The organism is Stenotrophomonas sp. PS02301 (assembly GCF_029959485.1).
In the GTDB taxonomy this organism is placed as follows: domain Bacteria; phylum Pseudomonadota; class Gammaproteobacteria; order Xanthomonadales; family Xanthomonadaceae; genus Stenotrophomonas; species Stenotrophomonas maltophilia_Z.
Map to the genome: position 1 here is coordinate 16,857 of NZ_JASCOO010000034.1, position 21,916 is coordinate 38,772.

The following is a 21,916-nucleotide window of genomic DNA, read 5'->3' on the forward strand; positions in this document are numbered from 1 at the left end:
CAGATGGAATTCATTGGACTCGATTACACCACGCTCCGCGTGATCTGGTGGCTGCTGCTCGGCATCCTGCTGATCGCCTGGGCGGTGATGGACGGTTTCGACCTCGGCGTCGGCACGTTGCTGCCGTTCGTGGCCAGGACCGATGACGAACGCCGGCTGGTGATCAACACCGTCGGCCCGGTATGGGAAGGCAACCAGGTGTGGCTGGTGCTCGGTGGCGGTGCGATCTTCGCCGCCTGGCCGCCGCTGTACGCGGTCAGCTTCTCCGGCTTCTACCTGGCGGTGTTCCTGATGCTGTTCGGGCTGATCCTGCGCCCGGTCGCCTTCAAGTACCGCAGCAAGATGCCCGGCAAGCGCTGGCGCGAGAACTGGGACCGTGCGCTGTTCGTCGGCGGCCTGCTGCCGGCACTGATCGCCGGCGTGGCGGTGGGCAATGTGCTGGTCGGCGTGCCGTTCCACTTCGATGACAGCATGCGCATCTTCTACACCGGCACCCTGATCGGCCTGCTCAACCCGTTCGCGCTGGTGGCGGGGTTGGTCAGCGTGGCGATGGTGGTCTCGCACGGTGCCGCGATGCTGGTGCTCAAGACCGATGGCCCGGTGGCCGAGCGCTCGGCCCGCTACGGCAGCGTCGCGGCGGTGCTGACCTTCGTGCTGTTCGCCCTGGCCGGCGTCTGGGTGGCCTTCGGCCTGCCGGGCTACCAGATCACCTCGCAGGTGGTGACCGATGGCCCGACCAACCCGCTGCTCAAGACCGCGGCCGTCGGTGCGGTGGCCGGTGGCTGGCTGCGCAACTACCAGAGCATGCCGCTGACCCTGCTGGCCCCGATCCTCGGGCTGGTGGGTGCGCTGGCCAGCGCGGTACTGCTGCGGGCCCGCCGTGGTGGCCTGGCGTTCCTGGCCTCGGGGGCGTCGATCGCCGGCATCATCCTGACCGTCGGCTTTGCGATTTTCCCGTTCCTGCTGCCCTCCTCCAGTCAGCCGGGCTCCAGCCTGACCGTCTGGGACAGCTCCTCCAGCCACCTGACCCTGGGGATCATGCTGATCGCCACGGCCATCTTCCTGCCGATCATCATCGCCTACACCTCCTGGGTCTACCGCGTGATGAAGGGCAAGACCACGGCCGAAGAGATGGGCGACAACCCCAACGCTTACTGACGCGCCCCGCGGCGCCATAGGAGACTTACCATGTGGTACTTCGCTTGGATTCTGGGTGCAGGGCTGGCTTCGGTCGTGGCCATTCTCAACGGCATGTGGTTCGAAGCCCGCGAGCAGAGCCGTACGGATCACGAAGAAGGCTAAAAAAAGGTTGCCGATCGGGTCTTCACACCGTATCCTTGTCGGCTCCTTCGGGGTGTAGCTCAGTCTGGTAGAGCGCTACGTTCGGGACGTAGAGGTCGCAGGTTCGAATCCTGTCTCCCCGACCACTTCGGTGGTCGTATTGAAGCCTGGGAACACGTTTCCAGGCTTCTTTATCAAGGGCCGTGGCAACACGGCACCGAAGGCGAAAAACGCGATCCCCCCTTGCCGCCGACCGGCGGGATCGATACAATAGGCGGCTCCTTACGGGGTGTAGCTCAGTCTGGTAGAGCGCTACGTTCGGGACGTAGAGGTCGCAGGTTCGAATCCTGTCTCCCCGACCATTTGATGGTCACAATCAAGCCTGGAAGACATCACTGTCCTCCGGGTTTTTTTGTGTCTGGCGATTGGCAGGCCGGGTAACGGCTGCGGATCTCCCCTTCGCAGCTGCCGGTGTAGCGGTAGCCCTTCCCCAGCATGCACCGTTGTGCCGCGTAGAGCTTGTCGCGTGAAAGATGGGCGGTTTCCTCACCCGTGGCACCTTGCCGGTCTGGGGAGATGTTCCCACTGCGTTGGCCGCCGCAGGCCTGCCAGTCCGTATCACGCACCAGGGCACCTGCGTCCGGCCTGCTCCAGTCGTGGCCCGGCGGCACCAGCTGCCGGGTTGCGGCAGGGTTTCCATTCATCCACATCCCACCTGCACCACAGGCGGTCAGCCCGAACAGCATGCCGAGCACCACCGTCGCACGACCGGTATGCCGTTTGGCGGGATGCTTGCGACAGATAAACCCCCTACGGACGAACAGCAGTGTCATGCGCATCGTATTCACTCCACCGGAAACCCACGACGCACGAACTCGAACCCCTCGCCGGCCATGCATGCATCATGGAGCTGGCCCAGCCGAGCGGCGATCTCTTTGCGCCGCTTCTTCTGTGCCGAGGTACGTTCGGCATGCCAGATCTTCGTGATCACGGCGCTCTCCTTGAGAAGCCCAACGTACTCGTCGGTGTTGCGCAGGTGCTGGCTGCATTGCTGCCGGGCCAGGTCCGCGTCGGCCTTGCTCGCCCCCGCCTTGCGCCAGTACTGCCGCGTCGGCATGACACGAACGGAACCCGCCGGAACAGGCCCCATGTCCGTCACCGCCACCTGCCCCGGTACAGCGGGAGTGCTGGCACAGCCTGCAACCGCGAAAAGTACGATCGCCATCAGCATCGATATACGTCTGACCCTCCGGCTCGCGCGAGGGTGCTCCTGCACCGACCGTCGATCCCAGGGAGCAGGTGCAGCGGTGAACGCAACGCCACGAGGCCGCAGCACGTTCATCGCGACTGGCAGGCGGGGAATCGACTCGCAATATCCCCTGAGCATGACCCGGTGTAGCGGTATCCCTTTTGCATCATGCAGCGCTGGACGTCGTCATTCTTCCGGGTGAGGCGCTGCACGGTTTCGCGCCCGTTGCCACCCTGTTGATCGATGCCGACATTGCCGTTCGCCATGCCGCCGCATGCCACCCACGCCGCCCCCAGTTGCGAGGCATCTGCCGTGCCCGCGGCCCAGCTGTCGCGCTGCGAAGGGGGATTGGCCAAGGCGTCGTGGGTTTTCTTGTCACAGTAGGCGCGCGGCGTCTGCGGGCCGCATAAGCGCCCGTTGCCCGCGGTGCAGCCCGTCATGACCGCTACCGCCATCAGCAGACCGAACCCCGTACAGCTTCGCCTTCGAACTTGCTTCATGCGCTTCGTCCAGAATGTCCGCAGACGCCTTACTTCTGGCATGCGGGATATTGACTGCGTATATCGCCTTCGCAGGAGCCCGTGTATTGATACCCGCGGGACATCATGCAACGCTGCATGTCGTCGAACTTGCGGCTCATCGCCTGCTGGATCACCGCAGAGCTCGATCCATCCGACGTGGCGACGTTGTAACCGCCGCTGTCCGCCCCGCCACAACCGAGCCAGTCCGCACTGCGGGCCGCGGGGTCATTGCCTGCTTTCTGCCAATGATCGCGCGGTGGAACGATGTTCCTGCCCACGGACGGATCTCCATTCATCCACATACCGCCGATGCCACAACTGGCGAGCATCAACGTTACACAGGCAAGTAGGAGCCTGTTTCCTGCACGCGGGGACCTCATGCTGACGTACCTTTTCTTTGAGGGATTGAGGAGGGATGTCATCGACTGGCACCGGCAAGAATGGAGATCGCGGACCAGACCTGGGGCGGCAGCGCCTTCGCCATTGCGAAGGGAGCCGCCACGGGAATCGCGACGACGGTCCAGCCTTCGTGGAAGGTGGACAGCGCCCATGGACGGCCACGACGTGCATTCCCCTGCTCATCGTACAACCCTGCAAGTTGCCCGCCGATCATGTCATGCGGGCCGGCGAAGTACTCGATCAGCCTGTCCTGCCAGTCTCCTGGCTTGTAGGGGTCGCCTCGCAGCGTCCCTGTCCAGCCTTGGATACCCCCAGTTACGCCGCCCAGTTTCTTGCCTTCCTCCGACGCCAGGTACTGGGCGAGGGTCAATCCCCCCTGTTTATCGTCGAACTGCACGCGTCCCAGCGAATCCAGGGCAAGTGTGCCGTCTGGATTCGTTGCACAGCGGATGCTGCCAGGTCCGCACAGCTGATCCAGGTCCACGCGGGTTCCCCCGATCTTGAACTCATCGCCATCCACACCGGCACTCTTTCCGTGGATGTTGTCCAGTGTCGTCACGCCGTCGGTGACACCCGGGAACAACTGCGAGTTCTTGATCATCTCCTGCCGCATCCAGTCCGCCGCACTGGCCAGCGCCTCCTTGGAGACCGCGCTGGTCGCCGAACCGGTCACCGCGCCGATCAGGATGTTGAGCATCTTCTCCTGCGTGCGCAGTTCATCGGCTTCAGCCTGCAGCGCAGCCTTCTGCTCCGGCGTGTCGGCGTGTTCGTAACGCTCCTTGATGCTGGCGCCGCGGCTGGCCACATAGCTGCCCACGGCACTGTGCGCCTGCTGGGTGAACGCTGCGCTGATCTGCGCTTCGGCCTGCACCTTCTGCGCGAGCTCCACCGGATCCCAGTTACGGATCAGCCCGTTGGCATCGTCGCCACTGAGCACACCGCGATTGAGGCTGGCCAGGGTGTCGTCGATGCTCTTGCCGGTCCTGGCCAGCTGCGCGTTGCCATCGGTGATGGTCAGCGCGCCTGCGCTGATGCCGCTGCGGGTGGTGCTGGCATCGCTGCCCTTGTCGCTGGCATAGCCGGGTGCGGCGGCGCTGGCATCGTTGCCATAGTTCTGCCACGACCAGCTGCTGCCCTGCCCGGCTGCACCGGTGGACCCGGGCGTGCCGTCGTTGCCACGGCCGCTGTTGCCGCCATTGGACGGGCCGCCTGTGCCGCTCTTGCTGAAGCCGCCGGACAGGCTCAGGCTGCTAGCCTTGTAATCGCTGCGGTTGTCCAGATCGCGCACGCTCAATGTGCTGGTGATCAGCTGGTTGCGACCGTCGGCGATGGCCTGCTCGCTGGAGGCGATCACGCCACCGATCAGATCGGTATTGCCGCCTACGCGTACCTGGTAGCCACCGTCGCCCGCCTTGATCCCGCTCTGCTCGACAACACTGGCGTAGTCACCATCGACCTTGGTGTTGCCGTAGCTGGCGCTGCCGGAGAAGCCCAAGCCGACCGTGACACTGCCGCCGACACTGGTGTCCTTGCTGTGGAAGGTGGAGGTGTCCTGCAGGCTCTCGATGTTGAGGTCGCCGCCGATATCGGCGATCACCTCGCGGCCGCTGGCCACCGCGCCACGCAGGGTGGTGTCGCCACCGGATTCGAGCACCAGCGTGTTGCCGGCGTTGACGTGGCTGTTGGTCCACTGCACGTCGGTGCCCTCGCCCTTGCCCTTGGAGCCACTGGCGTTGGCGGTGATGCCCGCACTGGCACCACCGGAGCCGATGCTGATGGCCACGCCGACACCACCGCTGGCCGCGCTGCTCTTGCGATCGGTTTCCTGCGTGTTCTTCGCCGCCAGCAGGGCGATATCGCCATCGGCCCGCAGGTAGGCGTTGTTGCCGGCGTTGATGGTGCTGCCAATCACGGTCAGATCCGAGTCCTTGCCCGCGCCCGTGGCACTGATGCGCACGTCGCCGCCCGCGGTGATGCTGGAGCCGGCTGCGTTGTCATGCGTGGTGGTGGTCTTGCTGTCGCTGCGAGCGCCGCCCACGGTGATGGAGATGTTGATGCCGCCCGCCGCGCCCGGATCGGCCTGCACCGCACCCACCGCTGCCGCCGTATTGAGCACGGTGGTCGCCGCCGCCAGCGTCTTCATGCGGCTGTCGTCGGTCTGGCTGGCCGCCTTCTTCATCTGCTCGGCGCTCTGGATCGCCGAGATCACCGGCGCGGTCAGCGCCACCGTCAAGCCGGCCTGGCGGAACTTGTCCTCCTGGGTGGCGACGCCGGTCTCGCGGGCCTCCACGATGTCGACCTTGCGCGCATGGATGTCGATGTCGCCCTCGGGCGCGACGACGTGGCTGCCAACCTGGCGGTAGTTGTTGCCCGCCACCATCACCACGTTGCCAGCGGTGGAGCCGATGGTGGACGCCGCGGCACTGGTACTCACGTCCTTGGCATCGCGGCTCTGCATCTGCGTGCCGACCGTGAACGCGACGCCGCCGTTGTAGAGGAAGCCGCTTTCATCCTTGCGCTTGTAGTGGCTCTCGCCGCGCGTGTTGGTCGCCGCCTGCACGGTCAGATCATTGTCGGCCAGCAGCACCGTACCCGCATCGGAGACCACGTTGCTGCCGGTCACGGTGATGTTGTTGCCGCGCACCGCCACCTGGTGCCCGCTGAGCGTGCTGGCGATGGCCTGGGTTTCCTCCAGGCTGTCGCGCGTGGTGTTGGTGGTGGACTTCAACAGCCCGCGATGGGTGTGCTTGCGGCCCTCGCTCCAGTTGTTGCTCTGCTCGCCGCTGGCGATGCTGACGTCGTTGTCGGCCATCACCGAGATCGCGCCATCGCTGCTGTAGACCTGCGCGGCGCGCAGGTTCACGTCATGCCCGGCCTGCAGCTGCACGGCCCCGGCGGTATCGAGGGTGGTGCCGACCTCCCGTTCGTAGCCTTGGCGCAGGTAGTTGTCGTTGTTGCGGACATTGTTTTCCTGGCGCGCCTCGGTGACCGTGCCCAAGGAGAGATCACGCCCCGCCGAAAGCAGGGTCTGGCCCTGTGCGCCGGTGTTGACCACCTGGGCGCCGTCCATGCGCAGATCGCGGCCGGCCTTGGCCAGCAACGTGGCGCCCTGGTCGCTCACGAACAACCCGGCCACGCGATCGATGTTGGTCCGGCTGAAGTCGCTCAACCCCGCGGTGTTCTGACCGCTGCGGGTGGTGGTGACCATGTTGAGATCACGGCCGGCGCTGGCGACCAGCACGCTGCGCGCATCGATCAGGCCGCCGAGGTTGTCCAGATCGGTACGCGCGTTGGCACTGACCGTGTCACCGCTGATGCGGCCGTCGAGGTTGCGCAGGTTCTGCGCGTCGATCTTCACCGCGGTGCGGCCAGCAATGGTGCCGCTGTTGACCAGGTCGCCGCGCAGGTTCAGCTCCACCGAGCGGCCGGCCAGCAGCGTACCGGTGCCGTCGATATCGCCGGGGCGCACGCGCACATACACCTGCGGAACCAGTGCGGTGGTGGTGCTGCCATCGGCCAGGGTGACGCGCTGCTCGACCAGCCAGACGATGTCGCTGGTGAGCTGGGCCATCTGCGCCGGGGTCAGCGCCACGCCCGGGCGCAGGCCCCATGCGTCGGCGATGGTGGCCGCGTTGTCGAGCAGCGCGCGGTACTGCGCTTCATCGTCGACGTAGCCATCCAGGAAGCGGCGGCCGGTGAGCTGGGCGACCTGATCGCGGACCAGCTTCTGTTCGTAGAACCCATCGCCCAACCGCTTCTGCACGTTGGCCGGGTCCACGCCCATCTTCTGCAGCAGGTACTCCGAGCCGAGCCAGTTGCGGTAATCGGCAAAGCGCGGATCGGTCTCGACCAGGTACTGGCCGGCATCCGGGCCGCTCTGGAACAGGCTGCTCTGCGGCAGTTCGGCCTCCACGCCGATGGTGCGGATCACGGTCGGCTGGTTGCCCGCCGCGCCCTGCGCGCCGGTGCCGGTGTTGCTGCCGGGACCGGCCAGCGAGGCGACGCTGGCGCTGACTTCGGTCACCTGGCGCTGCCCACCCACGGCACCGGCCTCGGCTGCGCCGCCGACCTGCCCGCCGACGGTACCGGTACTGACGCCACCGACCTGGTAGCCGCTGCCACCGTCGCGGGTGTGCTCGGCCGTCCGGGTGACGCCCAGATTGATGGTGCGCACTTCATCGGCCGGGCGATAGGCGATTTTCCGGTCCCACTTGCGTTCGTGATAGCGCTTGAAACCACCGCGCCAGCGACTGTAGGTGTACTGACTGGTGCCTTCTTCGTGCACGCGGTACTCGCCGAACGCATCGATGTTGCGCAGGTTGCCCAGGTCGCCCAGCAAGGCACCGCCGGCCAGGATCTGGCTCTTGTCGTTGATCAGCTCATCGCCGCGTAGCGTCATGTTGCCGCCGGAAATGATGCGGCCGGGCGCGCTGGAGGCGACCTGGGTTTCGTACTCGGTGTGGGTGACGTCGTACTGGGTCCAGTCCTTGACGTCGCCGTTGCCGTTCTTCCACCAGTACTTGCCGGCGCGGCTCCAGCTGGACCAGGTGAACTCGCTGGCATCGTGCATGCCCGGCGTGCCCTTGGGCTGGATGTACAGCTTCTTGGTCGGGCCCACCACCATCACTTCAGTGGTGGCGAAATGCTCGTTGCTGTTGAGCAGGCGCGTGGCATCGATACTCAAGCCACCCAGCGACTCGATGGTCGCGCTGGCATTGTGCACCGCGCCGGCGCGACCGACTGCATGCCCCTGCGCATCCAGCGCACCGCCGATGTTGAGTGCATTGTCGCCACCGCCGGCACTGAAGATCAGCGCCTGCTCGCGGTTGACCACGGTGCCGGCGCCGATGTCCAGGCGCTCACGCGCGGCAATGGTGGCCGCGCGGGTAACGCCCTCCAGCGTTTCGTCACTGTTGACCAGGGTGTTGGCACCGATCGACAGGCGGTCGCCATAGATGCGACCGGTGCCGACGTTGAGGATCACATCGGCATCGACGCGGGTATCCACGCCATCGATCAGGCCTCGGTTGCCGAGCACGCCATCGGCGCGCACCTGCGTGCGGATGCCGCTGATCTCGCCGGTGGCGAGGTTGTCGATCTGGCGTGCGTGCAGGTTCAGATCCCCGGCCTGCACCTTGCCTGCGTTGGTCCACAGCCCCTGCGTGGAAACGGTGGCCTTGCCATTGGCGGTGATCTGGCCATCGTTGCGGTAGTCCTGCTGCAGCGCCAGCACCAGGTCGCCCTGCGACAACACCCGGCCCGTGCCGTTGAGCGCGTTTGCATGCAGCATCTGGTTGCCCGCCGACAGCAGCGTGCCGTCGGCGTTGCCGACCTGACCGGCGCGCACGTCCAGACTGCCCGCCGAGGACACCAGGCCTTGCTGGTTGAACAGTGCATCGGTCGCCTGCAGCGCAATGCGCTGGTCGGCAGCGATCATGCCGCTGCTGTTGTCGATCTGCGCGGCAGTGAGGTCCACGTTGCGACCCTGCAGCCCGAGCGCGGTGCCGCCGCCGCTCGTGGCGCGGTTGTCGATGCGCGCGGCCCGGGCGACCAGATCGCCACCGGCCACGGCCAGCCCAGCCTGGTTGACCAGCTCACCGCTCAGATCGAGGGTCAGATTCTGGGCGGCCTGGAGACGGCCACCGCTGTTGTCCACGCGCTGCGCCTGCAGCAGCAGCGAGGCCCCGCTACCCACCTGCCCGCCGCTGCGGTTGTCCAGCGAGGCCAGCCGCGCGTCCAGCGCCGTCTGCGCCTGGACAAGGCCGGCACGGTTGTCCAGCTCACCGGCACGCAGGGTCAGCCCGGCACCGCTGACGATGCCGCCACGCGCGCCCGCGTCGGTATTGCCCAGGCGCTGGCCGTGCGTATCGATGCTCATCCCACCACTGGACTGCAGCAGGCCAGCGCGGTTCTCCAGCACACCACTGCGGATATCCAGCGTGCCGGCGGTGGCGGCGATGATGCCTTCACTGTTGTCCGCCCCGCCCAGACCCGTATCCAAGGCGACGGAGGCGCCGGCCAGCGTGCCACGCACGTTGGTCAGCCCTTGGCTGGTCACCGACAGCGCACGCTCGGCCTGGATCACACCGGCGGTGTTGTCGATATCGCTCGCACTGTCGAGCGTGACATCGCCTTCGACCGAGGCCAGGGTGCCCGCGTCCCGGTTGATGATGCGCCCGGCCTGCACGTGCAGCGTGTCGTTGGCAGCGAGGGTGCCGGCGCTGTTGTCGAGGGACTGGGTGACCGTCACCTCAAGCGTATCGCCTGCGTTGACCGTGCCGCCGCGGTTGCCGAGGTTGCCGGCGCGCAGCTGCTGCGCACCACCGGAAGCGATCAGGCCGGCCTGGCGGTTGTCGAGCAGGCCGTCCACGCTCAGCTGCAATGCACGGTCACCGGCCGCCTGGACCGTGCCAGCCTGGTTGTCCAGCTGGCCAGCCTGCAGCGTCAGATCGCCAGCGCTGGCCAGCGTACCGCGCTGGTTGTCGAACGCGCCGGTCACCTGCAGCGTGGAGGCCGCACTGCCTGCCGCCAGCAGTTTGCCGTCGCGGTTGGAGAGGCTGCCCGCCTGCAGGGCGAGCGCACCGTTGGCGATGATCTGACCGCTATCGTTTTGCAGCGCGTGGGTCACGCGCAGGCCAAGTGTGTCGGTGCCGGTGGCGATCAGCTCACCCCGACGGTTGTCCAACTGCCCGGCGTCGATCTCCATGCGCACCGCCGAGGCGATACCGCCGGAGACGTCGATGCGCTGTCCCTGCAGGTGTAGCGCGCCGTTGCTCAGCAGCTTGCCGCCTGCCCCGGCCAAGGTCGCCGCGGTGATGTCCAGGCGGCCGCTGCCGGCCTGCTGCACCTGCCCACCCGCGTTGCTCAGCAGCACAGTATCGATGGCCAGATCGCCGTTGCTGGCGAGCGTGCCATCGCTGTTGTCCAGCGCGGTCGCCGCCTCGATGCGGTTGGCCTGGCTGCCGGTCGCCAGCAACTGGCCGCCACGGTTGTCGAGCGTATCGACCTGCACATCAAGCATGCCGGCCTGCAGTTCCGCCTGGCGATGATCGACCTGCCCTGCGCGCAGGCTGAGCGTGCCTGCGGTGGCGATCTCGCCGCGCTGGCCGTCCAGCGTGCCGGTGGTGAGCTGCAGGCCGTCGCTGCCGGCGTGCAGCAGCGTGCCATCGGTGTTGACCAGCATTGCACTGGTCAGCGCCAGCGAAGCGGCGTTGCTGGCGAGACTGCCGTCGGTGTTATCGAGCGTGCCTGCCACCTGAAGCTGCGCGGGTGCAGTGCCGCTGTGGGTGATCTTGCCGCTGCGGTTGGACAGCTGCGTGGTGCGCACATCGAGGGCGCCGCCCACATTCAATGCGCCCGCGTCGTTGTGCAGTGCCTGGCCCTGCACGCGCAGGTCGCGCTGGGTGGTCAGTTCGCCCTGCCGATTGGACAGCACACCACCGTTCACGGTCAGGTCGCGCACGCCGATGCTGCCGCCGTCGTTGTCCAACCCACTGGCGCGCAGATCGATATCGCCACCGGCCAGCACCGCGCCGGCATCGTTGTCGAGCAGGCCGGCAATCACCACGCGGCCCTGCGCGAGCGGCGCGGTGGTCGGCGGAATCACGCCCGGCGCGCTGCCGTCGGTGCTGCCGTTGCCGGTACCCGGTGTTCCTGGGTTGCCCGTGCCTTCCCCCGTGCCTGGCGTCGTCGGTGCGGTGCCATCCTGCTGGGCCAGCGCGCCGATGCTGCCCTTGTCGCGGTTGTTCAGCTGCCCACTCTCTACCGCCAGCGCCTGCACGCCGGCCTGTTCGATGCTGCCGCCGCGGTTGACCAGCGAGGCCGCCTCCAGGTCCAGGCGGGTGCCGTTGAGCTGGCCGCCCCGGTTGTCCAGGTCCTGCCCGGTGTGCAGCTTCAATTCGCGCCCGGCACTGACCAGGCCCTCGTTGCGCACACCGCCGCTGGCCGCGATGCGGGTATCGTCGCGCGCCTGCAGTTTGCCGGTGTTCTCCAGCCGGCCATCGACGGTGACCACCAGCTCGCCGGTCTGCGCGCCGAGGTTGCCGGCGTTACGCACGCCTACACCATGTTCGGTGCCCATCAGCAGAATCTTGTTGGCATACATGCCGCCGAGCTGGGCGACGTCGAGCGCGTACTGCGGCGTGCTGCCGTCGGCCGCTTGGGCCTGCACGCGGCTCAGATCGGCGCTCACCGTATTGGCGCCAGTGGTGACCTGCAGCTGCTGTGCCCAGAGGCCCGCATTGAGCTGCACCGAGCGCGCGATCAGATCGGTGTAGTCGACCCGGCTGGCATCCATGCCGGCGCCAAAGATATGGATTGCCCCGCCCTGCACGCGATAGCCCTCCAACGCGCCGCCGTTGAACGTCGGCGTGCCGGTGGTCAGGGTGATGCGGTTGGCGTTGATGAAGCCGCAGCCATCGCAATCGATACCAGCGGGGTTGGCGATCACCACCTGCGCACGGTCGCCGGCAACTTCCACGTAGCCGCGCAGCTGGCTCGGGTTGGCGCCGTTGATCTCGTTGAGGATCACCCGTGCGGTGCCACCGGCCAGCCACGGATTGCCCTGTACCCAGCCACCGAGCTGGGACTGCGTGTTGCCGCGCGAATTGTTGAGGATGGCGCCCTGCTGGTCGACATCGAAACGCTGGTAGGTATTGCGCGAGACACCCGCCGCACTGGGGGTCTGGATGTTGATCTGCGGCGTGCCGTTGGCGGTTTCCAGCACGGTCGGGCGCTGGTTGCCGGGCGCGTTCGGATCGGCCACCACTTGCGCCGCGGCCAGGCCGCTCACGCCGACCCAGCCCAGCATCACCCACAACGCGAAGGCCATCGGGCGCAGTGCCGCCGTGCGATCGCCATCCTGCCCGGTACCGGCGCCGCCGGGGCGCGGGGTGATTTCCGCGGCGACCTGCCAGAGCATGAGGGCGTGGTTGAACACGAGGCGGTACAGATGCTTGTTCATTACAATTCCTTTGTGTGCGTGCGGTCGGTGCGGCGCGAACGCGCCCGCACTGAAATCAGAACGACCAGCTCAGGGTGAATCCGGTGACCGTGTACGCGTTCTGGAAGCCAGACGGCTTGTTCAACGGGGCGCCGACGAAGCCGTCCCAATACAGGCCGCGATAGGACCCGCGCAGGCCGATCACCGTGCCTGCGAGGTCATTGCCCAGCTGCCATTGCGTGGCGCTGCCGCCGACATGGCCGTAATCGGCGCCGACGTAGAACTCCTGCCCACCGCCGAGTGCCAGGCCGATGTCGTTGCGGATGAGCCAACCGCGTTCGCCCATCAGCGACATCTCGCCATCGAAGCCGCGCACGGTGTAGCGGCCACCGATCGCGAAGCGGTCCTGCGGCACCAGCCCGCCACGGTTCCACTGCGCGCGCCAGCTGCCGGTGTAACGCAGGCGCTGCTGGCCCAGCTGGAACGGGACGCTCAGCTGGGCGTCGGCGAAGTAGATCTTCGGGTGCGAGGTGGCTTCACCGAACAGTTCCTCGGGCGCTGCGATCGAGCCGAATGCCCCGGTGCCGCGGCGGAAGCCGACGGTGCCATCCAGCGTGGCCTGGCCGATGAAATGCCGGTGGTTCAGGCCGAGTTCCCAGCCGCCCATGCGCCGGCGCTGCACCAGGATTTCGGTGTCGTCGATGAAGTTGCGCGAGTCGCGCTCCCACGCGCGCAGGTACATGCTGGTCTTGCTGCTCGCGTTGCGGAACAGCAGGCGCGTTGCCCGTACTTCGGCGTTGTAGCTTTCGCCGCTGTACAGATACGACTGCTGGTTGCCGGCCACGGTCTGCTCGTATTCGTAGCCGCTGCGCGTGGCGCCGAACAGCCAGTAGCCGACGGGCATGGAGTAGTGGAACGTGAAGCCCTTGGTGCCGCGCTTGCCGCCACTGAACACGTCATGGTTGAGGTTGACGTAGAACAGGTCGTTCTGGCGCAGCGCGTGGTCCAGCGACATCGTCGCACCGGCCTGGGTCTTGCCGGTGGCCTTGCTGCCGGAATCGTCCAGGCTCAGGTTGAAGCGCACCAGCCGCTGCTGCGACCACTGCACGACCAGGTCGCTCTGCCCGGGCGCGGCGTCGGCACCTTCGGCCGGGCTGATCTGGATGTCGGCCTCGGCGGTCGGCACGCGCTTGAAGTTCTCCAGTCCCTGTTCGATATCGCGCAGGTTGAGCAGGTCGCCACTGCGCGCGGGGATCGCATTCCACAAGGTGGCGTCGCGATGGGTGCCCTCGGCGAACCGGATCTGGCGCAGCGTGCCGGGTACGACGGTCAACTCCAGCGTGCCGGTGGTCAGGTCCTGCGGTTGGGCCAACACGCGTGTGGTGACAAAGCCGCGTTCCACGATGGCGTTCTGCACGCGCGACATCACCACGTTGATCCCGGTGGTGCCCAGGCAACGGCCAAGCGCCGGGTCGCCTTTGACGTTGGCCGCAGCCAGCGCCCACTGGAATCGCTCGGCCTGCTCACCGCCCAAGGTGATGCGTTCGATCACGAAACAGGGGGCCTCATCGGTGGGCAGCCGCTCCGGGGCCGCTACCGGTGCTTCCTGCAGGCGCGCATCGGGCCGGGTTTCAAGCTGCTCGCGCAGCGCGCGTTCGCGCTCCTGCTGGCGGAGCAGTTCCTGATCCGGGGCAGGCAGCTGCTGGGCGTGCACGGGCGTGCAGATCAGGGCGAGCGCGGCCGCCAGCGGGGCCAGCAGCCATGCGCGCGGGGAAGCGCCGTGAGTACCGGCGCGAGCCGGGGTGGGGAATACGTTGTTTGGCATGCAGGATCTCGAACGTGGGCTGGCACGAACCATCGTTCGCTATAGACCGCCCCTATGGAGGCCCGCCAATTTAAGAGCTATTTGCGACATGAAAACCGTCAAAAACCCCACTCACTCGGTAGGACAATCACCCGTCGGCGTGTAGGTATTTTCCTAAATAGTCATTTTTTTGACGTAGCTCACATGGAAGGAGATCGCGCGACCCTTGTTGTGAAGACGTTTTCACACGTAGCGCCTGCCGAGGGCCTCGATGAGGGACCTGTCGGGATCGAACCCGTACAATGGCCGGTCCTGGCCCCGCCTTCGGCGGCGGCCCAGTCCCCTACCCCGCAGATGCCGGCCGCTGGCCGGTCTCTGCCGTTGCACCCGCGTGCCTGAGGCCGCGGTGCGCCACCTGTCAGGAACCATGCTGATGACTCACCCCACTTCACCGTCCCAGTCCTTGCTGCACGGACGCCTGCTGGCCTTTGCCGCCATCCTGCTGGCGGCCTTGAACCTGCGCACCGCGGTCACCTCGCTGACCCCGCTATTGGATGTGCTCGGCCAGACCTTCGGCTTCGGCACCACCATGACCGGCGTGCTCGGCATGCTGCCGACGGCCGCCTTCGCGCTGTTCGGCGTGACCACCCCGGCAGTGGCGCGCCGCCTGGGCCTGGAGCGCACCGCCTTGCTGGCGATGAGCCTGGCCACCGTGGGCCTGCTGCTGCGCTCGATGGCCGGCGGCGTGGGCAGCCTGCTGTTCGGCTCGGTGGTGGCGCTGGCCGGCATGGGGATCGGCAACGTGGTCGTACCGCCGCTGGTGAAGCGTTACTTCGCCAACCGCGTGGGCACCATGAGCACGCTCTACATCACCGTGCTGCAGATCGGCACGATGATGCCGGCCCTGCTGGCGGTACCCGTCGCGCAGCAGGTGGGCTGGCGCGTATCGCTGGGCATCTGGGCGCTGATGTCGCTGGCTGCGGCACTGCCGTGGCTGATGCTCTCCCGGGCCCGTCCGCACCCGGACACGATCAGCGCTGCCAACGATCCCTCCAGCGCGCCGCACGGCAAGGTCTGGAAGACCCCGCTGGCGTGGGGCATGACCCTGATGTTCGGCATGACCTCGTTGATGACCTATTCGATGTTCACCTGGCTGCCGCGGATCGTGGTCGAGGCCGGTGCAACACCGGCATTCGGCGGCATCATGGTGGCGATCTTCGCGGCCTGCGGCCTGCTGCCATCGCTGACCATGCCGGCCCTGGCCGTGCGCCTGCGCAATCCTTTCGGGCTGGTGCTGATCGGCTTCAGCGCGTTTCTGATCGCCTTCGCCGGCCTGTTGTTCGCCCCGATGAAGGCCCCGTGGCTGTGGGCGGTGCTGCTCGGCATCGGGCCGTCCACGTTCCCGTTGGCGTTGACCCTGATCAACCTGCGCACGCGTACGCCGGCCGGCTCGGCGGCGTTGTCCGGCTTCATGCAGGGCGTGGGCTATGCCTTCAGCTGCCTGGGGCCGTTCCTGTTCGGCTGGCTGCACGCGGTCAGCGGTGGCTGGCACCTGCCGTTCGGATTCCTGGTGCTGTGCGCGGTGGTGCTGTTGTGCGCCTCGTGGGTCGCCTGCAAACCGCAGAAGCTCGAAGACCAGTGGTAAGCGCCCCGGCGCGTCCATCTACACGCGCTGTGCGCAACTGCTGACGTAGCGTGTCGCTAACTGACCCGGTGGGCTGCACCGGGCAGTGTTCGGAGCCTCTGGCGTCGCCAGCCGGCTGAACAGCTTCATGGCAATGGAGTGCGCTGTCCATGTTGGCGACATGGTCTGAATCCGTAGCAATTCAATGGCTTGCCTTCCCCTCCGGGTTCTACCCGGGGGCTGATCGGCCGTGCCCGGCCATTAACGATTTGGCAACAACTGCGCAGTCAGGCACGATTGGCATGTGATGTGCGTCACACTTTTGACGCAACACACCTTTGAAAGGATGCTCCAAGGGGGGTTCCATGTACGACCATCGGCCGCTGGCGCTCAGCGTCGGCCTGGCATGCGCCGCACTCGCTTTCTCCACTCCGGCCACCGCAGCCGCCGACCCGCAGGCTGACGCGTTGGCCGAGATCGGCCACTACCGCGACCAGGCCCATTGGCTGGATGCACTGGCCGCGATCGAGCGGGCACGGGTGCAATCGCCCGACGACGCACTGCTGTATCGCCTGCAGGTGCTGACCCTGGCGGACATCGGCAACGCGCACCGCGCCTGGCAGCTGTATCTGGCGCGCCCCACCCTGTTCGATGCGGCACAGAAAGAACGGCTGGAAGGCAATTACCTGGCCAAGCTGGTGGGCTGGAGCCTGGCCTATGGCCCCAGCGAGGACACCCGCCTGGATGAAGCCGATGCCGCGCTGGTGCAGATGCAGCAGTACCTCGAACGCGATGGCACCCCCGTGCAGCAGGCCCCACTGCGGATCCGCTATGACCGGCTGATCCTGCTCAACCGGCTGGGGCGTCATGCACAGGTGCGCGAGGAGTACCGCACGCTGCTCGCCGAGGGCCACCCGGTGCCGAACTATCTGCTGGCCGCCGTCGGCGATTCGCTGATGGCCACGCAGCATCCGGCCGAGGCGATCCCGGTGCTGGACGCCGCGCTCAAAGCCGATCCGTCGCTGCCGCAGGCGCGCTCGGAACTGGCCTATGCGTATCTGGAGGACGAGCAGGCCGACACCGCGATCGCCCTGCTGAAGAAGTGGCAGGCCGATGAGCCCGCGTGGCGCTGGGCGAACGGTGCCAAGGCACCCTATGCGAACTGGCCGCGCTACGAGGCCGACCTCAACCTGGCCATGGTGCGTGCCTACAGTGGCGACCTGCCCACCGCCCAGCGCGATCTGGAGAAGATGGTCGAGATCGGCCCGGGCAACACCGGCACGCAGTCCTCGCTGGGCAACATCTACCTGATGCGTGGCTGGCCACGGAGGGCGCTGGAGCGCTACAGCATGGCCAACACGCTGGACCCGCGCGACGTACCTGCGCGCCTGGGTCAGTACGACGCCTATGTACAGGTGCAGCGCGATGACCTGGCGCGACCGGTCCACGACACGCTGCTTGCCGCCTACCCCAACCAGCCCTCCGTGCAACGCATGGACCGCAGCTGGCGTGCGCACCGTGGCTGGCAATGGCATGCCTACGCTGAAGGTGGGCGCAGCTCCGGCGGTGGCGGTGCATCGCCGCTGGGCAATGATGACGGCCGCTACGGCGTGGAAGTGCAGTCCCCGGTGCTGGACGACCGCTGGCGCCTGGTCGCGTTCGCCGATCGGCGCAGCGTGGATTTCCAGGACCAGACCATCGACCCGTTGCGGATCGGTGCGGGCACGCGCTACCGCTACGGCCGCGCCGATGCCGAAGCCTTCGTCAACCGCGCCAACGACCACATCGGCGATACCGGCCTCAGCGCCGGGTTCGGCTGGCAGTTCAGCGATCAATGGCATGCCGGCATCACTGCCGCACGCAATGACCCGGATGCCTCGATGCAGGCACGCGTGTCGGGCATCACCGCCGACAGCATCGCACTGGCTGCCGACTATCGCCGCGACGAGCGCACCCACTGGAGCGTGGGGGCCAGCCAGTTCCGCTACGACGACGGCAACCGTCGCGATACCGTCAGCACCGCCATCGAGCAGCGCCTGATGACCCGGCCGACGGTGTTCCTGGACGGTCTGGGCAGCGTGTATGCCAGCCGCGGCAGCCGCGATGACGTGCCCTATTTCAATCCCTCCGAGGATCACTCGGTGGAGATCGGCCTGCGCGTGGACCAGCAGTTATGGCGCCACTACGAACGCCACTTCCGACATCGCCTGACCGTCTCCGCGGGCCAGTACTGGCAGCAGGGTTATGGCAGCGCGATCGTGCCCTCGGCCGAGTACCGCCATGAGTGGCAGCTCGGCGAAGGCCGCATTTTCGAGTACGGCATCCGCTGGTCGCGACCGGTCTATGACGGACAGCGTGAACGACACATCGGCCTGGATGCCGGCCTGCGGTGGGGAGAATGACATGCGGCACATGGACTTGAAGCGCTGGACCCGCTGGCTGTTGCTGGCCCTGCTCACCGCGGTGCTGCCGGCCCAGGCACAGCAACCGCCGGCCGTACTTGATGCCGCCGACAACGGGCTGCTGGTACTCAGCTACCACGACATCCGCGACGAGGTGGCCGCCCGCGGCGACCCGGACGCGTATGCCGTGAGCACGCAGAACTTCGCCGCACACCTGGACTGGCTGTCCGCGCATGAGTATCACCCGGTGTCGCTGTCGCAGCTGATCACCGCCTCGCAGGGCGGCACGCCGCTGCCGCCCAAGCCGGTACTGCTGACCTTCGATGACGGCCTGCGCAGCGTGTACAGCAAGGTCTTCCCGCTGCTGCGCGCCTACAACTATCCGGCGCTGGTCGCGGTGATCACCGACTACGTGGACATGCCGGCCGGGCGCCAGATCGACTACGGCTACCGCCCGTTCACCCGCGATGATTTCCTGACCTGGGCGCAGCTGCGCGAGATGCAGAAAAGCGGACTGATCGAACTGGCCAGCCACACCGACAACCTGCACCATGGCGTGCAGTCCAATCCGCAGGGCAACTCCACCCCGGCGGTGATCACCCGGACCTACGATCCGGCCCGCAGGACCTATGAAACCGCGGCCGAGTACGAGACCCGCCTGCGCGCCGACCTGGGCCGCAGCGTGGAGCGCATCCAGCGCAATGTCGGCGTCAGCCCCAAGGCGATCGTGTGGCCGTACGCGGCCTACAACGCGCTGAGCAACGACATCGCCGAGCAGCTGGGCATGCCGGTCTCGTTCGATCTGGAAGGGCGCAGCACGCCGGTCAAGCGTGATCTGCACGGTCTGGCCCGGTTGCTGGTGACCAACAACCCGACCGTGGTGCAGCTGGCCTATGAACTGCGCCGCGATGTCGAACGCGATGGCATGCGGGCGCTGCAGATCGACCTGGATGCGGTCTACGATGCCGACCCGGTGCAACAGGGCAAGAACCTGGATGCGCTGATCGACCGGGTCAAGAAGATCGGCCCGACCCACGTGTTCCTGCAGGCCTTCGCCGATCCGGACGGCAACGGCTCGGCCGATGCGCTGTACTTCCCCAACCGCCATCTGCCGATGCGTGCGGACCTGTTCAACCGCGTGGCATGGCAGCTCAAGACGCGCGCCGGGGTGAAGGTGTTTGCGTGGCTGCCGGTGCTGGGCTACGAGCTCAAGGATCCGGCCATCCGCAAGGCGCTGGCCATCGAGAGCCCGGAAAGCGACGGCATCTTCCGGCTGGACTTCACCCGGCCCCAGGTCCGCAAGATCATCGATGACATCTACGAAGACCTCGCGATCAACTCGTACTTCGAGGGCCTGCTCTTCCACGATGACGCCTACCTGCGCGACACCGAGCTGACCCAGCTGCCGCAGGAAGGCGATGACGGTGCACGTACCCAGGCCCTGATCGACTTCACGCTGGAGCTGCGCACCGCCGCGCAGCGCTGGCGGCCGAAGCTGGGCACCGTGCGCAACCTGTATGCCCAGCCCGTGCTGGAACCGCAGAGCGCGAGCTGGTTCGCCCAGCGCCTGGACCTGTTCAACAAGGCCTACGACCACACCGCCTTGATGGCGATGCCGTGGATGGAAGGCAGCCGCAGCCCGGAACGCTGGCTGGACCGGCTGGTGGTGGCGGTGAAGCAACACGATCCGCAGTTGTCGCAGACGATGTTCGAGCTGCAGACGCTGGACTGGCGCACCGGCAAGCCGATCCCCGGCGACCGCCTGCGCGCGCAGATCCGCCGTCTACAGGCGCAGGGCGTGCGTCATTTCGCCTGGTATCCGGATGACTTCATCGCCGGACGTCCCTCCACGTATGACGCGCGCGCGGCCATGTCGGCCCGCAGCTTCCCGTACGAGGAAAAGTGAGGTCGCCATGCATCCTCTTCTCTACACCTTGTTCCAGTTCGCCTTCTTCTACCCGATGGTGATGGCGTTCTTCTGGATGTCCGGCGGCCTGTATTACTTCTTCCGGCGTGAACGCAAGGCACGCGACCGTGATGATCCGCCGCCGATGGCCGAGTATCCGTTCGCGTCGATCCTGATCCCGTGCCACAACGAAGCGGAGAACCTGGACGACACCCTCGGTTCGGCGCTGAAGCAGAACTACCCGGACTTCGAAGTCATCGCCATCAACGATGGCAGCAGCGACGATACCGGGGCACGGCTGGATGCCCTGGCCGCCCTTCACCCACGCCTGCGCGTGGTGCATCTGGACCGCAATCTGGGCAAGGCCAATGCGCTGCGCATGGGCGCACTGGCGGCACGCTCGGAGTTCCTGGTGTGTATCGATGGCGATGCGATGCTGGAGGAGTACGCCACCCACTGGATGGTCTGGCACCTGACCTCCGGCCCGCGCGTGGGCGCGGTCACCGGCAACCCGCGCATCCGCAACCGTTCCACCCTGCTGGGCCGGCTGCAGGTGGCCGAGTTCTCCTCGATCATCGGCATGATCAAGCGCGCGCAGCGGGTGTATGGGCGCATCTTCACCATCTCCGGGGTGATCGCCGCGTTCCGCCGTACTGCCCTGCATCGGATCGGGTACTGGTCCGACGACATGGTCACCGAGGACATCGACATCAGCTGGCGCCTGCAGCTGGATCATTGGGACATCCGCTACGAGCCCAATGCGCTGTGCTTCATCCTGATGCCGGAAACGCTGAAGGGGCTGTGGCGGCAGCGCCTGCGCTGGGCCCAGGGCGGCGTGGAAGTGCTGCTGCGGCATGGCGGCTCGCTGTTCCACTGGCGCAAGCGCCGCATGTGGGGCGTGCTGCTGGAGTACATCCTCAGCGTGCTGTGGGCGTACACGATGCTGGCCATCATCGTGCTGTGGGCACTGGGCAAGTTCATGACGCTGCCGCCCGAGCTGTACATCGCCACGCTGCTGCCGCAGTGGCATGGCGTGATCCTGGCGCTGGTCTGCCTGCTGCAGTTCGCCAGCAGCCTGATCATCGACCGACGTTACGAAACGCATATTGGACGTAATTACTTCTGGGTGATCTGGTACCCGATGGCGTACTGGCTCATCAGTCTGTTCACGACCCTGGTGGCGTTCCCCAAGACGATCTTCAAGCGTCGTGGCAAGCGCGCGGTCTGGGTCAGTCCTGACCGGGGTATCCGATGAACACTGTCAAATCCACCCGCCGCTTCGACTCGCGGCTGATCCAGAAACCGCGCCAGCAGCCACGCCTGCAGCGTACTGCCTGGGGCTTTGTGACCATCGCCTTCTGGGCGTTCTACTTCTACCTGTGGGCACCGTTGGTGACGCTGATCTCTTGGCTGCTCGGCGGGCGGATGGCCTGGGCGCAGCTGTACGAACAGAAGCAGACGGTCGATCCGTTCGTGGTCATCGCGCTGCCGGTGATGCTGGTGTGCTGCGCAGCGCTGCTGATCGCCTGGGCCGAGTACAACCGCATGCGGTTTTCGGGCAAGGAGCGCCGGCTGCCGCATGACGATGTGACCCGTGAAGAGATGGCGCACGACCTGGGCGCGAGCGCTGCGGTGGCATCCCTGCTGGCCGATGGCAAGGCGGTGACCCTGCACATGGATGACCACGCGCGGCCGGTGCGGGTGACAGCGCAGGCGCTGGCCGGTTGAGGCTCGGGGGGGCCCCGGGGGCGGCCCCCCCCCCTGCGGGGGGGGGTGGGCGGGGCCCCGG

Annotated in this window: 13 protein-coding genes and 2 tRNA genes; 9 read left to right on the top strand and 6 right to left on the bottom strand. The window is 66.8% G+C overall.

Features of this window, described 5'->3' with window-relative positions:
* Window positions 1-3 precede the first annotated feature (3 nt).
* The 4 genes from cydB to QMX81_RS10515 all read left to right on the top strand — a co-directional run bounded on the left by cydB (window position 4) and on the right by QMX81_RS10515 (window position 1,643).
* Window positions 4-1,158 carry a cytochrome d ubiquinol oxidase subunit II gene (gene cydB, locus QMX81_RS10500; RefSeq protein WP_121038151.1) on the top strand — a complete coding sequence of 385 codons (1,155 nt, stop codon included), beginning with the start codon at window positions 4-6 and terminating at the stop codon, window positions 1,156-1,158.
* A 30-nt stretch (window positions 1,159-1,188) separates the two neighbouring features.
* Window positions 1,189-1,302 carry a cytochrome bd-I oxidase subunit CydX gene (cydX, locus tag QMX81_RS10505; RefSeq protein ID WP_019182852.1) on the top strand — a complete coding sequence of 38 codons (114 nt, stop codon included), beginning with the start codon at window positions 1,189-1,191 and terminating at the stop codon, window positions 1,300-1,302.
* 48 nt (window positions 1,303-1,350) lie between these two features.
* Window positions 1,351-1,427 (top strand) — tRNA-Pro (locus tag QMX81_RS10510).
* 139 nt (window positions 1,428-1,566) lie between these two features.
* A tRNA-Pro gene (locus QMX81_RS10515) sits at window positions 1,567-1,643 on the top strand.
* Window positions 1,644-1,673: 30 nt separating this feature from the next.
* On the opposite strand, the gene QMX81_RS10520 is transcribed toward QMX81_RS10515, so the two are convergent.
* The 6 genes from QMX81_RS10520 to QMX81_RS10545 all read right to left on the bottom strand — a co-directional run bounded on the left by QMX81_RS10520 (window position 1,674) and on the right by QMX81_RS10545 (window position 14,216).
* Window positions 1,674-2,114, bottom strand: coding sequence for a hypothetical protein (locus QMX81_RS10520; protein ID WP_282261240.1), 441 nt, complete (start codon window positions 2,112-2,114; stop codon window positions 1,674-1,676).
* An 11-nt stretch (window positions 2,115-2,125) separates the two neighbouring features.
* A complete protein-coding gene (locus QMX81_RS10525) occupies window positions 2,126-2,506 on the bottom strand; it encodes a hypothetical protein (RefSeq protein WP_147433861.1) in 381 nt (126 codons plus the stop codon).
* Window positions 2,507-2,619: 113 nt separating this feature from the next.
* Window positions 2,620-3,030, bottom strand: coding sequence for a hypothetical protein (locus QMX81_RS10530; RefSeq protein ID WP_088434726.1), 411 nt, complete (start codon window positions 3,028-3,030; stop codon window positions 2,620-2,622).
* Between the two features lie 29 nt (window positions 3,031-3,059).
* A complete protein-coding gene (locus tag QMX81_RS10535) occupies window positions 3,060-3,329 on the bottom strand; it encodes a hypothetical protein (protein WP_143592178.1) in 270 nt (89 codons plus the stop codon).
* A 140-nt stretch (window positions 3,330-3,469) separates the two neighbouring features.
* Window positions 3,470-12,412 (bottom strand): hemagglutinin repeat-containing protein, encoded by an 8,943-nt coding sequence (locus QMX81_RS10540; protein ID WP_282261247.1) that lies wholly within the window; start codon window positions 12,410-12,412, stop codon window positions 3,470-3,472.
* 55 nt (window positions 12,413-12,467) lie between these two features.
* Window positions 12,468-14,216, bottom strand: a complete 1,749-nt coding sequence (locus tag QMX81_RS10545; protein ID WP_282261248.1) for a ShlB/FhaC/HecB family hemolysin secretion/activation protein — start codon at window positions 14,214-14,216, stop codon at window positions 12,468-12,470.
* A gap of 412 nt (window positions 14,217-14,628) precedes the next feature.
* On the opposite strand from QMX81_RS10545, the gene QMX81_RS10550 reads away from it, so the two are divergent.
* The 5 genes from QMX81_RS10550 to pgaD all read left to right on the top strand — a co-directional run bounded on the left by QMX81_RS10550 (window position 14,629) and on the right by pgaD (window position 21,855).
* A complete protein-coding gene (locus tag QMX81_RS10550) occupies window positions 14,629-15,840 on the top strand; it encodes an MFS transporter (RefSeq protein ID WP_282261251.1) in 1,212 nt (403 codons plus the stop codon).
* Window positions 15,841-16,184: 344 nt separating this feature from the next.
* The gene (gene pgaA, locus QMX81_RS10555) at window positions 16,185-18,221 is read left to right on the top strand and encodes a poly-beta-1,6 N-acetyl-D-glucosamine export porin PgaA (RefSeq protein WP_282261253.1); all 2,037 of its coding nucleotides are present in this window, start codon (window positions 16,185-16,187) and stop codon (window positions 18,219-18,221) included.
* A gap of 10 nt (window positions 18,222-18,231) precedes the next feature.
* Window positions 18,232-20,127, top strand: coding sequence for a poly-beta-1,6-N-acetyl-D-glucosamine N-deacetylase PgaB (pgaB, locus tag QMX81_RS10560; protein WP_282261266.1), 1,896 nt, complete (start codon window positions 18,232-18,234; stop codon window positions 20,125-20,127).
* Window positions 20,128-20,134: 7 nt separating this feature from the next.
* Window positions 20,135-21,382, top strand: coding sequence for a poly-beta-1,6-N-acetyl-D-glucosamine synthase (gene pgaC / locus QMX81_RS10565; RefSeq protein ID WP_121038166.1), 1,248 nt, complete (start codon window positions 20,135-20,137; stop codon window positions 21,380-21,382).
* Window positions 21,379-21,855, top strand: a complete 477-nt coding sequence (pgaD, locus tag QMX81_RS10570; RefSeq protein WP_121038169.1) for a poly-beta-1,6-N-acetyl-D-glucosamine biosynthesis protein PgaD — start codon at window positions 21,379-21,381, stop codon at window positions 21,853-21,855. The genes pgaC and pgaD overlap by 4 nt, the downstream gene beginning before the upstream one ends.
* The last annotated feature ends 61 nt before the right edge of the window (window positions 21,856-21,916 follow it).

Bases quoted from the DNA above. Each gene is read 5' to 3' on its own strand.
- cydX (WP_019182852.1), top strand. From the start codon at position 1,189: ATGTGGTACTTCGCTTGGATTCTGGGTGCAGGGCTGGCTTCGGTCGTG.
- QMX81_RS10525 (WP_147433861.1), bottom strand. From the start codon at position 2,506: ATGGCGATCGTACTTTTCGCGGTTGCAGGCTGTGCCAGCACTCCCGCT.
- pgaB (WP_282261266.1), top strand. From the start codon at position 18,232: ATGGACTTGAAGCGCTGGACCCGCTGGCTGTTGCTGGCCCTGCTCACC.
- QMX81_RS10540 (WP_282261247.1), bottom strand. From the start codon at position 12,412: ATGAACAAGCATCTGTACCGCCTCGTGTTCAACCACGCCCTCATGCTC.
- pgaD (WP_121038169.1), top strand. From the start codon at position 21,379: ATGAACACTGTCAAATCCACCCGCCGCTTCGACTCGCGGCTGATCCAG.
- QMX81_RS10530 (WP_088434726.1), bottom strand. From the start codon at position 3,030: ATGAAGCAAGTTCGAAGGCGAAGCTGTACGGGGTTCGGTCTGCTGATG.
- cydB (WP_121038151.1), top strand. From the start codon at position 4: ATGGAATTCATTGGACTCGATTACACCACGCTCCGCGTGATCTGGTGG.
- QMX81_RS10545 (WP_282261248.1), bottom strand. From the start codon at position 14,216: ATGCCAAACAACGTATTCCCCACCCCGGCTCGCGCCGGTACTCACGGC.
- pgaA (WP_282261253.1), top strand. From the start codon at position 16,185: ATGTACGACCATCGGCCGCTGGCGCTCAGCGTCGGCCTGGCATGCGCC.
- QMX81_RS10520 (WP_282261240.1), bottom strand. From the start codon at position 2,114: ATGACACTGCTGTTCGTCCGTAGGGGGTTTATCTGTCGCAAGCATCCC.
- pgaC (WP_121038166.1), top strand. From the start codon at position 20,135: ATGCATCCTCTTCTCTACACCTTGTTCCAGTTCGCCTTCTTCTACCCG.
- QMX81_RS10550 (WP_282261251.1), top strand. From the start codon at position 14,629: ATGACTCACCCCACTTCACCGTCCCAGTCCTTGCTGCACGGACGCCTG.